The sequence below is a fragment of the Stenotrophomonas sp. CFBP8994 genome (assembly GCF_034044835.1).
GTDB classification, from domain to species: domain Bacteria; phylum Pseudomonadota; class Gammaproteobacteria; order Xanthomonadales; family Xanthomonadaceae; genus Stenotrophomonas; species Stenotrophomonas rhizophila_A.
The window spans coordinates 298,673-313,265 of sequence record NZ_JAXCWT010000005.1 but is presented as its reverse complement, the minus strand read 5'-3'; the positions used below and the strand labels follow the sequence as shown (position 1 = coordinate 313,265).

Annotated in this window: 11 protein-coding genes; 6 read left to right on the top strand and 5 right to left on the bottom strand. The window is 65.6% G+C overall.

Annotated elements, in window-relative coordinates:
- Window positions 1-38: 38 nt before the first annotated feature.
- The 5 genes from SOM39_RS15755 (at window position 39) to SOM39_RS15735 (ending at window position 5,842) form a co-directional block, all read left to right on the top strand.
- Entirely contained in the window at window positions 39-389 is a 351-nt protein-coding gene (locus SOM39_RS15755) for a DUF3649 domain-containing protein (RefSeq protein WP_208856126.1), read from the top strand.
- Window positions 386-1,963, top strand: coding sequence for a PepSY-associated TM helix domain-containing protein (locus tag SOM39_RS15750; protein ID WP_320458865.1), 1,578 nt, complete (start codon window positions 386-388; stop codon window positions 1,961-1,963). Before SOM39_RS15755 ends, SOM39_RS15750 begins: the two co-directional genes overlap by 4 nt.
- Window positions 1,960-2,277: a DUF3325 domain-containing protein gene (locus tag SOM39_RS15745; protein ID WP_320458864.1), complete on the top strand. Its 318-nt coding sequence runs from the start codon at window positions 1,960-1,962 to the stop codon at window positions 2,275-2,277. The genes SOM39_RS15750 and SOM39_RS15745 overlap by 4 nt, the downstream gene beginning before the upstream one ends.
- Before the next feature lie 25 nt (window positions 2,278-2,302).
- Window positions 2,303-4,540 (top strand): TonB-dependent siderophore receptor, encoded by a 2,238-nt coding sequence (locus SOM39_RS15740; RefSeq protein ID WP_320458863.1) that lies wholly within the window; start codon window positions 2,303-2,305, stop codon window positions 4,538-4,540.
- Window positions 4,541-4,714: 174 nt separating this feature from the next.
- On the top strand, window positions 4,715-5,842 hold the full coding sequence (locus SOM39_RS15735) for a metallophosphoesterase (RefSeq protein ID WP_320458862.1): 1,128 nt from the start codon (window positions 4,715-4,717) through the stop codon (window positions 5,840-5,842).
- Window positions 5,843-5,904: 62 nt separating this feature from the next.
- Here SOM39_RS15735 and SOM39_RS15730 read toward each other — a convergent pair whose 3' ends face one another.
- Both SOM39_RS15730 and SOM39_RS15725 read right to left on the bottom strand, forming a co-directional pair.
- The gene (locus tag SOM39_RS15730; protein ID WP_217538777.1) at window positions 5,905-7,026 is read right to left on the bottom strand and encodes a fatty acid desaturase family protein; all 1,122 of its coding nucleotides are present in this window, start codon (window positions 7,024-7,026) and stop codon (window positions 5,905-5,907) included.
- A 2-nt stretch (window positions 7,027-7,028) separates the two neighbouring features.
- Window positions 7,029-8,102, bottom strand: a complete 1,074-nt coding sequence (locus SOM39_RS15725; RefSeq protein WP_320458861.1) for a ferredoxin reductase — start codon at window positions 8,100-8,102, stop codon at window positions 7,029-7,031.
- Window positions 8,103-8,195: 93 nt separating this feature from the next.
- Between SOM39_RS15725 and fabR the strand changes: the two genes are divergently transcribed.
- Window positions 8,196-8,861, top strand: a complete 666-nt coding sequence (gene fabR, locus SOM39_RS15720; protein WP_068850302.1) for an HTH-type transcriptional repressor FabR — start codon at window positions 8,196-8,198, stop codon at window positions 8,859-8,861.
- A gap of 4 nt (window positions 8,862-8,865) precedes the next feature.
- On the opposite strand, the gene SOM39_RS15715 is transcribed toward fabR, so the two are convergent.
- The 3 genes from SOM39_RS15715 to SOM39_RS15705 all read right to left on the bottom strand — a co-directional run bounded on the left by SOM39_RS15715 (window position 8,866) and on the right by SOM39_RS15705 (window position 14,593).
- Complete coding sequence (locus SOM39_RS15715) at window positions 8,866-12,879, bottom strand: hypothetical protein (protein WP_320458860.1); 4,014 nt, start codon at window positions 12,877-12,879, stop codon at window positions 8,866-8,868.
- Window positions 12,880-13,124: 245 nt separating this feature from the next.
- Complete coding sequence (locus SOM39_RS15710; protein WP_068850298.1) at window positions 13,125-13,484, bottom strand: glycine zipper 2TM domain-containing protein; 360 nt, start codon at window positions 13,482-13,484, stop codon at window positions 13,125-13,127.
- 134 nt (window positions 13,485-13,618) lie between these two features.
- Window positions 13,619-14,593, bottom strand: coding sequence for a DUF1684 domain-containing protein (locus tag SOM39_RS15705; RefSeq protein WP_320458859.1), 975 nt, complete (start codon window positions 14,591-14,593; stop codon window positions 13,619-13,621).

Here is a 14,593-nt window from a genome sequence, read left to right as displayed (position 1 = left end):
TACTATTGATTCTCAATTGCTTTGCAGCCCCCGCCGCCGTGTCCCGTTCGCTACCGCCCTCCCCCTCCCCGACCGTACCGGCCGGTGCTACCCCGCGCCGCGCATCGCCGCGCAAAGCTGGCAACGGCGTGCTCTGGGCGCGCGGCGGGCTGGCCCTGCTCGGCGGCTACGCGGTTGCGGCCACCTGGGCTGCCGCGCTGGCGCGCCTGCTGCCCGGCAGCCTGGCGGATGCCGCACTGGCCGCGACCATGGCCTCGTTCGTGATCTACACCCTCGCCGCGATCTGGGCCTATGCGGCGCGTAGCGTCGCACGTGCAGCGGTGGGGCTGGCACTGGCAGCCGCCGTCGGCGCGGCACTGTCCACCCTGCTGGCCGGGAGCGCGGCATGAGCCAGGGCTTCCGCCAGTCGCAGGCGGTGCTGCACACCTGGTCCGGCCTGGTGGTCGGCTGGGTGCTGTACCTGATCTTCATCGCCGGCACCGCCAGCTACTGGCGGGTGGAACTGACCCGCTGGATGCAGCCGGAACTGACCCTGCCGGCCACTACCGCGATCGCGCTGGAACAGGCGCAGGCCTTCCTGGCGCGCACCGCGCCGGATGCCACGCGCTGGTCCATCGAACTGCCCGGCAGCCGCAGCAACGCTACCGCGGTGCGCTGGCAGCCCAAGGATGCACCGGAACCCAAACGCGGCCAGCCCAACCCGTGGCAAGCCACGCTGGATGCCAACGCCACCCCGGTGCAGGCGCGCGAAACGCGCGGCGGCGATTTCTTCTACCGCCTGCACTTCGACCTGCACTACGTGCCGGTGATCTGGGCGCGCTGGTTCGTCTGCTTCTGCACCATGTTCATGCTGGTGGCCATCGTCAGCGGCGTGATCACCCACAAGAAGATCTTCGCCGACTTCTTCACCCTGCGCCGCGGCAAGGGCCAGCGCAGCTGGCTGGACGGGCACAACGCACTGGCGGTGCTGTCGCTGCCGTTCCACCTGATGATCACCTACACCGGGTTGATCACGCTGATGACCGTGTACATGCCGTGGGCGGTGGATGCCAACTTCGGCGGGCGCGATGCGTTCTTCGCCGAGCTGTTCCCGCGCGAGGCCAAGGTCGAGCCGCTGGGCCAGGCCGCCACGCCACCGGCGCTGGCGGCCCTGTTGCCGGTGGCCGCGCGGCAGTGGGGCGATGGACATGCCGCCTCCGTGGTGGTTGACCAGCCCGGCGATGCGGCGATGCGCATCACCCTGCGCCGCGACAGTGGCGACCGCATTGCCGACAGCGGCGAACCGCTGCGCTTTGACGCCCGCGGCACGCTGCTGGGTGAGGCCCCACGACGCTCGGCCACCGTGTACACCCGCGACGGCATGATCGGCATGCACGCCGGCCGTTTCGCCCCCACCGCGATGCGCTGGCTGTTCTTCCTGTCCGGCGTGGCCGGCACGCTGATGGTGGCCACCGGGCTGGTGCTGTGGACGGTGAAGCGGCGCGAACAGCTGCCCGATCCCGCCCGCCCTCACCTGGGTTTCCGCATCGTGGAACGCCTGAACATCGGCTTCGTGGCCGGCCTGCCGGTGGCGATGCTCGCGTTCCTGTGGGGCAACCGGCTGCTGCCGGCCGCACTGGAGCAACGCTCCAAGGCTGAAATCAGCGTGTTCTTCGCCGCGTGGGCGGTGTGCCTGGTGCATGCCACGCTGCGCCTGCCGCGCCGCGCGTGGGTCGAACAGCTCGCCTGTGCAGGCGTGCTCGCCGTGCTGCTGCCGGTGTTCAACGTGGCGGCCTGGCACGGCGGCATGTTCACGGCCTTTGCCGCAGGCGACCTGGCCAAGGGCGGCATGGATGTCGGCCTGCTGCTGGTCGGTGTCGGCCTGTTGTGGGCCGCGCGCAAGGTCAACCGGCATGTGCCGGCGCAGCGTCGTGTGCGTGCGCCACGCGCCAGCGCGGCCACCGCGACCGGGCCCGGCGCATGACCGTGCTTGCCCTGCTGCTGTCGCTGTTCGGCTTTTCGTGCCTGTCGCTGGCCATGGAACGCCACCATCGGGATGTCTTCGGTCCCGCCCCTGCGCCGGCGCGCCGCCGCCGGCTGCGGCTGCTCGGCTGGGTCGCGCTGAGCGCCGCCGTGGCCTGCAGCATCAGCGCCTGGGGCCTCGCCTACGGCGTCATCGCCGGTTGCGGCATCCTCGCCGCCGGTGCCGCCCTGCCCCTGCTCTGGCTCAGCTACCGGACCGCGCCCACGGCGCGACCCTCGCCACGCTCCGCCGCACCGCGTGCGCCCGATTCCTGATCTTCGCTCCTACCGAGGCTTTCCCATGTCCCGCTTCCGCACCGCTGGCGCCCCGCGCCGGAACACCCTTGCCCTGTGCCTGGCGCTGGCCGCTACGGCACCCTTGCTGGCGCAGGCCCAATCCGTCGCCACGCCGGACGGGGACACCCCGAAGACCACCGAGCTGGACAAGGTGATGGTCACCCAGCGCACCGAGGGCTACCAGGTGTATGGCACCAACACCGCCACCAAGCTGCCGTTGACCCTGCGCGAAACCCCGCAGTCGCTCACGGTGTTCACCCGCCAGCGCATCGAGGATTTCAACCTCATCACCATCGCCGAAGTACTGCAGCAGACCCCGGGCGTGACCGTGCAGTCGTATGACAGCAACCGCACCCTGTTCAATGCGCGTGGCTTCGCGATCAACAACTTCATGTTCGATGGCGTGCCGACCAACTACACCACCGGTGCCGGCGGCAACTCGATCCTCAGCGACACCTCGATCTACGAGCGCATTGAAATCGTGCGCGGCGCCAGCGGCCTGGTGACCGGCTCGGGCAATCCCTCGGCCACGGTCAACATGATGCGCAAGCGCCCGACCGACACTTTCCAGGCCAGTACCAGCCTCAGCGCCGGCTCGTGGGACTACAAGCGCGGCGAAGTGGATGTCTCCGGCCCGCTCACCGACAACGGCCGCGTGCGCGGCCGCTTCGTCGGCGCCTACACCGACAAGGAAAGCTGGGTGCGTTTCCAGCATGACAAATCGCCCAGCCTGTACGGCGTGATCGAAGCCGACCTCACCGACAGCACCCGCCTGCGCGCCGGCATCGATTACCTCAAGACCGAATCCGACGGCGGCGCCTGGAGCGCCTCGCCGCTGTTCTTCCGCGATGGCAGCACCGCGAAGATGCCGCGCTCCTACAGCGCCGCAGCACGCTGGAACGAATGGAACCGCGAAAGCACCAACTACTTCCTCACCCTGGAGCAGCAGTTCGGGGCCGGCTGGAGCGGTCGCCTGGCCTACAACCGCCGCAACACCGACACCGACAGCCTGCTGCTGGCCGGCTCCAATACCGGCAACTGGGCCGACCCGGTCACCGGCCTGGGCCTGCGCATCGCCGATACCTATTCCGTGTCCGAAACCCACGAAGATGCCTTCGACCTGTATGCATCGGGCCCGTTCCAGCTGTTCGGGCGCCAGCACGAACTGGTGGTGGGCGTGAACCATTACGACCGCGACCTGGACACGATCCGCGCCGGGATCAGCTCGCGCCCGTACAACGTGGCCGCCTTCCCCAGCATCTACAGCTGGGACGGCAGCATCGGCAAGCCGACCACCTTCAACTACGGCATTCCCTCCAACACGACTACCACCACTGAAACCGGCTACTACGCCGCGGTGCGCCTGAACCCGATCGACCCGCTCAAGGTCATCGCCGGCGTGCGCTATTCGGACTACAAGAGCAGCACCGACAATTTCGACGTCAACGGTGTGTTCACCGGCCGCAGCGCGCGCACCACCGCGCACGAGCCGACCCCGTACCTGGGTGCCATCTACGACCTCAGCGCGAACATCTCCGCGTTCGCCAGCTATTCCGATGTGTTCCAGGCCACCGCGCTGCGCGACATCAACAACCAGCTGCTGGATCCGGTGACGGGCAGCAACTACGAATATGGCTTCAAGGGCGAGTTCTTCGGCGGCCGCCTGTACGGCTCGCTCAATGGCTTCTACATGAAGCAGGACAACGTGGCCACGCGCGACCCGGCTGGCGCCGACATCGTGCTGCCCGACGGCAGCGTGCCCTACATCGCCAGCAAGGGCATTGAAACCAACGGCGCCGAATTCGAACTGTCCGGTTCGATCACCGACACCTGGAGCATGACCGGCGGCTACACCTACGCTTACAGCACCAGCCCGGACGGCAGCCGCTTCGCCAGCACCAGCCCCATGCAGCTGGCACGCTTCAACACGACCTGGCGCCACGGCAGGTGGATGGTCGGCGGTGGGTTCACAGTGCAGAGCGAGATCTACCAGATGCAGCCGATCCCGACCGGGCGCTACACCGCGGCCGGGGCCCCGATCACCGCCACCGGCAAGATGCGCCAGGGCGGGTATGTGCTGTTCGACCTGATGGGGCGGTACCGGATCACCGACAACGTGAGCGTGGGGGTGACCGTGACCAACCTGTTCGACAAGGTGTATTACCGCAATGTGGGGTTCTTCAATTCGGGCTACTGGGGCGAGCCGCGGCGGGTGTTGTTCAATCTGCGGGCCAGTTTCTGAGGGGCAGTCACGCAGGGCATGGCTCCATGCGGCGCGGTAGGCGACGACCGTTGGTCGTCGCGGCCACACTGCGCATGGTGGGCTGACCAATGGGGCATAGCTGAGGGGTGTGCCGCCGGTTAGGATCGGGTGGGCGGCGTATCGCCGCCTGCCCCGTTCCGCTGGAAGTTTCCGATGCCGCTTCGTGCCCGTTCTGCCGCCGCCCGCCTGATCCTGGCCGGGCTTGTCCTGGTTCCCCTGCTTGCCGCCGCCCGCGAGGTTCCCGCGCCGGCCGAACATGTGGATGCCGACGGCCCCTACGTGTTCATGACCAGCAAGGGTCACCAGGCGCAGTGGGTCTGCAATGACCACGTGGTCGAGCGTGACCTGCCGGCGCGCGGTGCCAGCACCGTGGTACTGCCCGAGTGCGGTTACCCGCATCCGTTGACGGTGGCTGCGCCTCAGCTGGCCAGCACCGCGCAGTACCCGGCCACGCCGCGCATCGTGGCGGTGTCGGACATCCACGGCCAGTACGGCCTGCTGGTGAAGCTGCTGCGCGCCCATCATGTCATCGACAGCGACGACCACTGGTCACTGGGCAGCGCCACGCTGGTGGTGGCCGGTGATGTATTCGATCGTGGCCCGCAGGTGACCGAGGCCTTCTGGCTGCTGTACAGCCTGCAGCAGCAGGCCGCTGCGGCCGGTGGCGCGGTGCACTTCGTGCTGGGCAACCATGAAACCATGGTGCTGTACGACGACCTGCGCTACGTGAACCCCAAATACCTCAAGAGCGCCCAGCTGCTGGGCCGCAGCTACCCGGCACTGTACGGCGCCGACTCGGTGATCGGCCAGTGGCTGCGGACCCGCCCGGTAATGCTGCAGATCGGCGATACGCTGTTCCTGCACGGCGGCATCGCGCCGCAGAACCTGGACCTGGTACGCGGGCTGGACGCCACCAACACCCTGTACCAGGCTTCGGTCGGCCTGCCCAAAGACCAGGTCAAGGCCGCACCGGACACGGCACGCCTGTTCGACGGCAAGACCAGTCCGATCTGGTTCCGTGGCTACTTTGACGGGCAGATGGATACCGACCAGGTCGATACCCTGCTCAAGGACCTCGAGCTCAAGCGCATCGTGGTCGGGCATACCTCGATGCCGCACGTGAGCAGCTTCCATGGCGGGCGCATCATCGCCATCGACAGCAGCATCAAGAACGGCGAGAACGGCGAACTGCTGTTCATCGAAGACGGTGCGGTCAGCCGTGGCCTGCTCGATGGCTCACGGGTGCCGCTGGCCGAAGGAAAAATGGGCCTGGAAGACTGACCGGCCTTCACTGCTGCACTTGCCCACCCGCCACGACACTTCGTCTTCCAGCAGGTGTGCCGTCATGCGCCCTGTTCGGCGGTAACCAGCGGCTTCACCCGCGCCGGGCGGCTGGGGAAGGCGTGGCGCACGATCCGCCACATCACCTGGCCGAACTGCTTCGGCAGCGAACCGGTGTTGTAGTGCTGGCCATAACGCGCGCAGATCTCCTTCACCTCCACCGCGATGGCGGCGTAACGGTTGGCCGGCACATCGGGGAAGAAATGGTGCTCGATCTGGTGACTCAGGTTGCCGGTCATCACGTTCATCGCCTTGCCGCCGGCAATGTTCGACGAACCGCGCAGCTGGCGCAGGTACCAGTGGCCACGGCTTTCATCGCGCACGCATTCCTTCGGGAAGGTCTCCGCATCGGCAGTGAAATGCCCGCAGAAGATCACCACGTAGGTCCACACGTTGCGGATCACGTTTGCCACCACGTTGCCCAGCAGCACCGGCAGGAAGAACGGGCCGGCCAGCGCCGGGAACAGCAGGTAGTCCTTGAACATCTGCCTGCCCATCTTCCGCCCCACCGGACGCGCCTGTGCCAGCAGCTGGCGGAAGGTGATCTTGCCGGCAAACCAACGGCCCAGGCGCAGGTCCTGGATGGCGATGCCCCATTCGAACAGCAGCGCGAACACCACCGCCACCACCGGCTGGGTCAGGTAGAACGGGCGCCAGCGCTGTTCGGGGAAGATCCGCAGCAGGCCGTAGCCGATGTCATCGTCCAGCCCGCGTACGTTGGTGTAGGTGTGGTGGCGGAAGTTGTGGGTCTTGCGCCAGTTATCGGCGGTGCCGACGATGTCCCACTCGTAGGTGCTGCCCTGCAGCTGCGGGTCGCCCATCCAGTCGTACTGGCCGTGGATGACGTTGTGCGCCAGCTCCATGTTCTCCAGGATCTTGGACAGCGCCAGCAGCACCACGCCGGCAATCCAGGCCGGAATCAGCACGCTGTGCACGAATGCGCCCAGGAACAACAGCGCGCGGCCGGCCACGCCGGTCCAGCGCACGCCCGCGACCACGCGGCGGATGTAGCGCGCATCGGCGTCACCGAGCGTCGCCAGGTGGCGGGCACGCAGGGCGTCCAGTTCGTTGCCGAACGCGTCGAGTTCGGCGGCGGACAACACACGGTTATGCACGGCAGGCATGCTCAAAGCTCCAGGATCAGGTCGGTGCTGGCGCTGTTCACGCACAGCTTCACTTGCGTAGCCGGTTCGGCCGCGTATTCGCCGGTCAGGGTGTGGCGGGTCACGCCACTGGCCTTGCCGCACACGCAGGTATTGCAGATGCCCATGCGGCAGCCGCTGGCAGGGCGCAGCCCTTCGGCCTCCAGCGCCTGCAGCAGCGACGTACCGCGCGGCAGTTCCAGGGTGCGGCCACTGCGGCGCAGCTCGACCCGCACTGTGCCGGTCTCCGCATCGGGCAGCACCGGCGGGGTGAAGGCTTCGGACTGCAGCGTGGCCACCCGTCCCTGCAGGCGCGTGTTTACGGCCTCGACGAAACCGCCCGGTCCACAGGCCATCACCTGCGCGCTGGAAAAATCGCCCAGCGCGCTGAAATCGTAGTCGCCCACGCGCGCGGCCGGCGCGGCCGGATCACGGGTCAGCGCAAGGTGCACGCGGAAACCGGGATGGCGGGCGGCGATATCGGCCAGCTCGTCGGCGAAGCACACCGCCTCGCGCTGCTGCGCCCAGTACACCAGGTCCACCTGCACCGGCATGCCGGCGGTCTCCATCTGGCGTACCAGCGCGCGCATCGGGGTGATGCCGCTGCCCGCAGCGAGCAGCAGCACCCGCGCCGCAGGCGTCGCCGCCAGGGTCATCTCACCGAAGGCCTGGCCCAGCTCGAACACCTCGCCCACCTGCGCATGCTGCGCCAGGTGCTGGCTGACCTTGCCGCCCGCGACCTGTTTCACGGTGATCGCAAGGCAGCCGTCATCCAGCAGGGTCGGGCTGTAGCTGCGCGACAGCCGGCGGCCGTCAACTTCCACGCCCAGGTTCACGTGCTGGCCCGGGGCCACCCCGCGGAAATGCCGGTTCGGGCGCAGGACCAGAGTGACCGCGTCGGCGCTGGCCGCATTGCGGGACACCAGCCGTGCCCGCGCCCGGCGCAGGGTCCACAGCGGATGCACCCGGCCGGCCCAGAAGTCGAAAAGCTCCTCGGACACCCAGTGGCGGGGCGAGAGGGAGGAACGGCGGGCGGCAGGTCGAGGAAGTGCGCTCATGCCGCCACTATACGGGCGAGCATACAGCTGTGTATACAGTTGTATATTGCCCAGACCGGCTATGATTCAGGGACTTGACCGTCTGGCCCCTGGATGACCCCGCCCGATTCGCACCTGACCGTCCACGACGACGCCCTGCCGGCCCGCAAAGCCTCGATTTCACGCGAGGATCTGCTGGCCGCGGCCCTGACCCTGATCGGCCCGCACCGCAGCGTGTCGACCCTGAGTCTGCGCGAGGTTGCCCGCGAAGCCGGGATCGCCCCGAATTCCTTCTATCGTCAGTTCCGCGACATGGACGAACTGACCGTGGCCCTGATCGACCTGGCCGGCCGTTCGCTGCGCACCATCATTGGTGAGTCGCGGCAGCGCGCGGCATCGTCGGATCGCAGTGTCATTCGCCTGTCGGTGGAAACGTTTTTCGAACAGCTGCGCGCCGACGACCGCCTGCTGCACGTATTGCTGCGCGAAGGCAGCGCCGGTTCGGATGCCTTCAAGCAGGCCGTCGAGCGCGAACTGAACTACTTCGAAGAAGAGCTCTGCGTGGACCTGATCCGGCTGGCGCATGCCGACAACGGCGCGCTGCTGCATGAGCCGCACCTGGTGGCCAAGGCGATCACCCGGCTGGTGTTCGCCATGGGCGGCACCGCGCTGGACCAGCCCCCCGAGCGCGACCCGGAAATGATCGAACAGACCGCGCAGATGCTGCGCATGATCATCACCGGGGCGCGGACGATCGCGGGATATCCGCCGACCCGCTGACTGCTCACGGTGTGGGCTCTTCAGTCTGCGTCTGCTCCGTCTGAGGTTGCGAGCTGCGCAGGCTCAAGTCTTCGGCCCACATGCTCGACACCAGCCCGTCTATGCCCGGGCTGAACGACTTGATCGTGTAGGCACCGTCCGGGTCCGTGACCGGGCTGTCGAACGTGTTGATCCTGATCTGCGCACTGTTGGCCTTGTAGACCCGAACGCAGGTATGGCCCTGGCTGTAGCTTTGCCCGGTGCTGCCGTAGTAGCACAGCTCCATGCCAGGCAGCGGGAAATGCCATATCGCCGACCTGACCGTGTCATCCGGACAGGCACTGCCCTGGCCCACACCGAAGTCGAACTTGACGTCGTGCGCGACCGGGTGCGTACAGACCTTGCCCGACTGGTTGTTCCTTGAGAACAATTCCACGTAGCTCTCGCCGAACATGGCCAAGCTGGAGATCTTTCCGTCCAGCACCTCGCTGCCATGCTTCTCGACCTTCACCGTATCGTTGGCATAGGTACGGTCGAAGCTCCCAACGAGTACCGGTGCATTGATGTCCTTGAGTACCGTAACGAAGGTATATCCCTGGTCCCTGCCGTGCCCCCAGTTGCCGAATGCCCGGAACATCGTGCCTTTGCTGGCTTTCATGATCCGCATCGACTTGATCTCATCATTGTCGCAACCGTGGGGGCCGTTGAGGTCGAATCCCTGGAAAGGCAGCAGGATTTCGCAGACCACGGCTTCGGTGCCGTCGTTGCCTTCGTAGAAGACCACACGCGGCTCAGTGAAATCGCCCTCCTCCGTACCCATCGAGATGCTCGATACCTTGCCGTCCAGCACGGTGCTGCCCATCTTGTGCACGGTGTAGCTGGATGTCGTCAGATTGCGATCAAAACTGCCCACGGTGACGGGTAGCAGGACGTCCTGGGTCAGTGTGATCAATGCATGACCTTCCGACTGCTGGTGATCCCATGCCCCATACAGCCGGATCACCGTATCCTTGGGCGCTTTGAGAATGCGCAGTGATCGGATCTCATCATTGTCGCAGCCATATGCGCCCTGCAGGTTGAAGGGGGAAAACGGAATCGGAACCCGGCACAACTCATCCTGGGTCGCATCGTTGCCTTCAAACGCGACCATCATGCTGTCGCTGAAGTCGATCCCGGGCAGCGCAGGCTCGGGCCTCAACGGGTATTCGCCCACCTTCACACGGGCCGCGTGCCCCGCGGCCGGTGGCACCTTGTAGACGATGAACGTGTTCGTTGCGTACTGCATCTCAACGATCAGGTAGCTTCCGTTGGCCAGTGCGCCGCTCTGGAACACCGGGACGTTGCCGAAGTTCTCCTCGCCATCCATCTCACCCAGCCTGTCATGCGCATGGCCGACGAAGGCCGCCTGCACTCCGTACTGTGCGATCAGCCTGCTGAACCTCGCGACGTCACCTGGCCCCCAATCGCCCGGACGATGCAGGTTCACCAGGATGCGCTTGTCGGCAATACGCGCCGCACGCAGAGCGCCCTCCAACCAGGTCAATGCGCTGCGCACCTCGAATTCGGTGCGGCCGCTGTCCCGCATGTTCACGATGGTGCGCTCATACAAGGGGGACTCGTTGAGCTGGATCATCGCCACGTCGCCGACATACACCATGTACGAGTAGCTGCCGTCGTGGACATTGATACCACCGTTGACGTGTTCGCCATGGTGGTAGTCCTGGGCCACTGGCTTGATCTCGTCCACCCACTGCAGCACATCGCAGATATTGTCGCGCACGCAGAAGTTCTTGCCCTCTGCCAGGCAGACGTCTACGTTGTCGTTGTAATCGCGGTTGCCCAATCCCGGCAGGAACAGCGGCTCCCCGTTGCCACCGGCCAGGGTCGGGTACAGCGCCTGCATGGTGTAGCGCTCGTACTCGAGGCCGCCATCGGTATTGTCGCCATTGACGATCAGCGGAACCGGCCCATCGCTGGCCTTGGCCTTGCGGAACGCACTGATGTCGGCGAATACGGCCCTCAACGTGTCATAGGCCGGATCGTCGAATGCGGCACCCGGCTGCCCGCGTTGCGGGGTGTCGGCGGCGCGCAGCGACCCGCTGTATTCCGGATCGCTCGCAACCACCAGCCAGCGCGGCGAACGATTGTTCCAGCCAGCGGTGATATGACCTTTGAGCGATCGGGTGAGGGTTGGGGCGCAACCCGGCACCGTATTGGCTGGCGGATAGGGGAACAGGTTCTCCGCCCACATGCTGGAAATCTTACCGTCGACGTCGCCGTAGCTGCGGATGCTGTAACTGCCATCGGGCGCGGTGTAGTTGTGGTCGAACGAGCCGATGATGATCAAAGGCAGGTCCCGGTAGGCGTTGATGCAAGTGTGACCCTCGCTGTGGCTTTGACCCCAAGCACCGTAATAGCAGACCTCCATGCCAGCCTTCACCTTGAACCATGCACCCGATCGCGCCTCGTCGTTGATGCATCCCTCGCCGTCACCGGATCCCATGTTGAATCGCACATTGTGCGCGATCGGCTTGGTGCAGATGGAGTGCTGGGTCAGGTTGTTTCCCTCGAACAGCGTAATCTCGCTGTTCCCGGCATTGAAATCCGGCAGCATGGACATGCTTGATACCTTTCCATCAAGCGTATCGCCGCCGAACTTCACCAGCCGCCAACCATTACCGGAGGCAGAGGTATCGAAACGGCCGACGGTCTGCGGCAGCGTGATGTCGCTGGTGATGTAGATGAAAGCGTACCCTTCCCCGCGAACGTGGTTATACCCGCCGAATAGACGGATCATGGTCCCCTTCTTCGCCTTGAGAATGCGCAGCGAGCGCGCTTCGTCGTTGATGCAGCCCGAATTCCCGCCGAGGTTGAACGCGCTGTAGGGAATCGATCGTCTACATACCACCTCCTGGGTTGCATCATTCCCCTCATAGAGCACCAGTGCCGCGTCGGAAAAGTCGATTGACGGCAGCGGAGGCGGCTCCTTCAGCGGGTACTCGCCGACCAACCGCTTGTTCGCGTGCCCTTGGCCGGAGTGGATGCTGTACACCAGGAACAACCCGCCGGCGTAATCCATCTCCACGACCAGGTAGGTTTCATTGAACAGGGCTCCGCTCTGGAACACGGGAACCGACCCAAAGTTCCCCGACGTTCCAGGAGCGAAACCCAGATCATTGTGGTAGTGGCCGGCAAACGCCGCCTGTACTCCATAGGACTGGATGAGATGCTTGAAGCGCGCGGTATCGCCGCTGGGCCACGCGCTGCGTTTGTGCAGGTTGAGGAAAACATGCTTGTTGTCTTGTCGGGCCTTGCGCAACGCGCCTTCAAGCCAGCGTAACGAGCTGGTGATCCTGAACTTGATCTTGGGATCCAAGGGAAGACCGGTGCCGGATTCAAACTCACGCTCATAGAAGGGAGAGTCATTCAACTGGATCAGTGCCACCGAACCCACGTACACCATGTACGAATAGCTGCCCTCATGTACGGGCTTGGCATAGTGATAGTCCTCGGTTACCGGCCCTATCTCGTCCACCCAGTGAATGTGATCGCAGATGGCGTCGCGCGCGCAGCCGTTGTTGGCGCAATCATCGACATTGTTGCCGTAGTCGTGGTTGCCCAGGCCGGGCAGGATCAAGGCCTCTCCCGATCCGCCGGCGAGCTGCGGAAACAGGCCTTGGACGAAGGCGCGCTGGTCGCCATGGGCGTGCTCGGTGATGTCGCCATTCACCACCAGCGGCACCGGTCCGCTGACGCGCCGCCGGTAGTCGGCGATGTCGGCCACCACCTTGCGCAAGGCGGCCGCAGCGCCTGCTGGGTCATGAGGGTTGTCCAGCGTGCGTGGATACTGGCTGTCCGAGGCGAAAATCATCGCCTTGGGCGAGCTGGTATTCCATCCAGGCGACATGTACCCGCTGTAGTTCGCCGTGTTCGTTCGGTCACAGCCTTCCCGATAGCCTTGCGGCATTGAGTCGGCGTACGCAAGGCATGGGAGCGCCAGCAGGGCAGCGCAGCAGAGCAACCAAGGCGGAATGCGCATAGGAAGGACTCCCCAACGAGCGTATACCCCAGCCAGCACTTGCGAAGCGCCGGCCGACGGGAATACCGCCTTTAGTCAAATCCCCCGATTTGCGGGTGAAAAAATGCACCCGGCGGCGTTCAGCGCTCGTGAAGGCCCCTGCGTGCTCGTTCCCCTCCATCCGTCCGCGCTGACACGCGGACATGGAAAAGGGCTGGCACTTGGCCAGCCCTTGGGGTGATGCTGACGCCTACACTTCTCCCGCGTCAGCGGCGATAGCACTGGCGCTCCACCACGCGGTCGCCGTTCTTGCTCTGCGAGTTGCCCTGGATCTGGCGACCGGCCGCGCCGCCGGCTACGGCACCCGCCACGGTGGCAATCTTCTTGCCGCTGCCGCCGCCCACCTGGTTGCCCAGCAGGCCACCTACCACCGCACCGGTGGCGGTACCGGCAATGCGGTTCGGGTCGCGGCTGTTGCGCTGCACTTCGACGTTCTTGCAGACCACCTTGGTGCCATCGTTGAAGCGGCGTCCTTCATCCTTCGGCCCGTAGGTCTGGGCGCTGGCGCTGAACACCGATGCCATCAGGGCGGCTGCACACAGCACGTTTCGGGTAGAGAGATTCATGGTTGGCTCCTCGCTTCATGACGTAGCGCCAGTGTCTGCGCGGTACCGGGAACCCCTTGTGAAAAGCCGTGGATGTAGCGTCAACGCCGCACGGGCTGTTCAGCCGGCAGCCATTGGCACGTCGTCGGGGATGATCAGTGGTTGCCCCCCGCATACTTCTTCTCCCCGGCCAGCACTGCCAGCCGCGTGCGTTCGCCGTTGCCATCCTGCAGCGCCAGGCGGTTTTCCGGCGGGGGCAGCGGGCACGTGGCGAATTCCGTATACGCGCAGGGCGGGTTGTGCGCGCGGTTGAAGTCCACCACCACCGTGCCGTCTGCCGCGACCGGGTCGGTGCGCAGGTAGCGCCCCACTCCGTAGGTGAGCCTGCCCGTGGTCTGGTCCTGGAACATCAGGTTCAAGCCCTTGGCCGGATCGCCCAACGCTTCCAGCCGCCACTCATGCCCATCCTTCTCGAACACCACATAGCCCGGGTTGGGATTGTCGGCGACCTCGCCCAGCACGTTGACGATGGGCAGCGTCCTGCCGGCCGGGTGCGGAACGAATCGCGCCTGCACGCGCCAGGCTTCATCGGCGGGGAAGAAATCCAGGCCTGCGAAGTCCCGCCGTGCCGGCGCGTCCGCATGGCGCACCCGCAGGGCAAGGCGCTGACCGCGCTTGATCGCGGTGATCTGGCCCCTGCCTTCGTCATAGGCCAGCTTGGTTCCACCGCCAGTCCCTTCCGGATCCAGGCGGACTTCGCCCTGTACCGGCTTGCCGTCAACCGTAATGGGAACGCCCTCGGCGACCTGGAAGTACAGGCCATCGGCGCGCAGCTCCACCTCGCCCAGTCGATCCGGCGCGATGGACAGGCGGATCGCATTGTCCGCGCCCCCACCCACGTTGCGCTTGCCTGCTTCGATCCAGTGCAGCCCGATCAGGCTGGTCCAGCCATCCGGCTTGCTCAGGTCCGCACTGCGTTCACGGACCCACTGCGTGTGCTGGTCCTGGAAATCCAGCGCCGCGGCTGCGGCCGCGGATGCGGATGACACTCCTGTGGCCGGGTCCTGCGGACTGCACGCGGTTGCGAGCAGGGTGACCACGAACAGCGAAACGACTGCATGCGTCTTCAT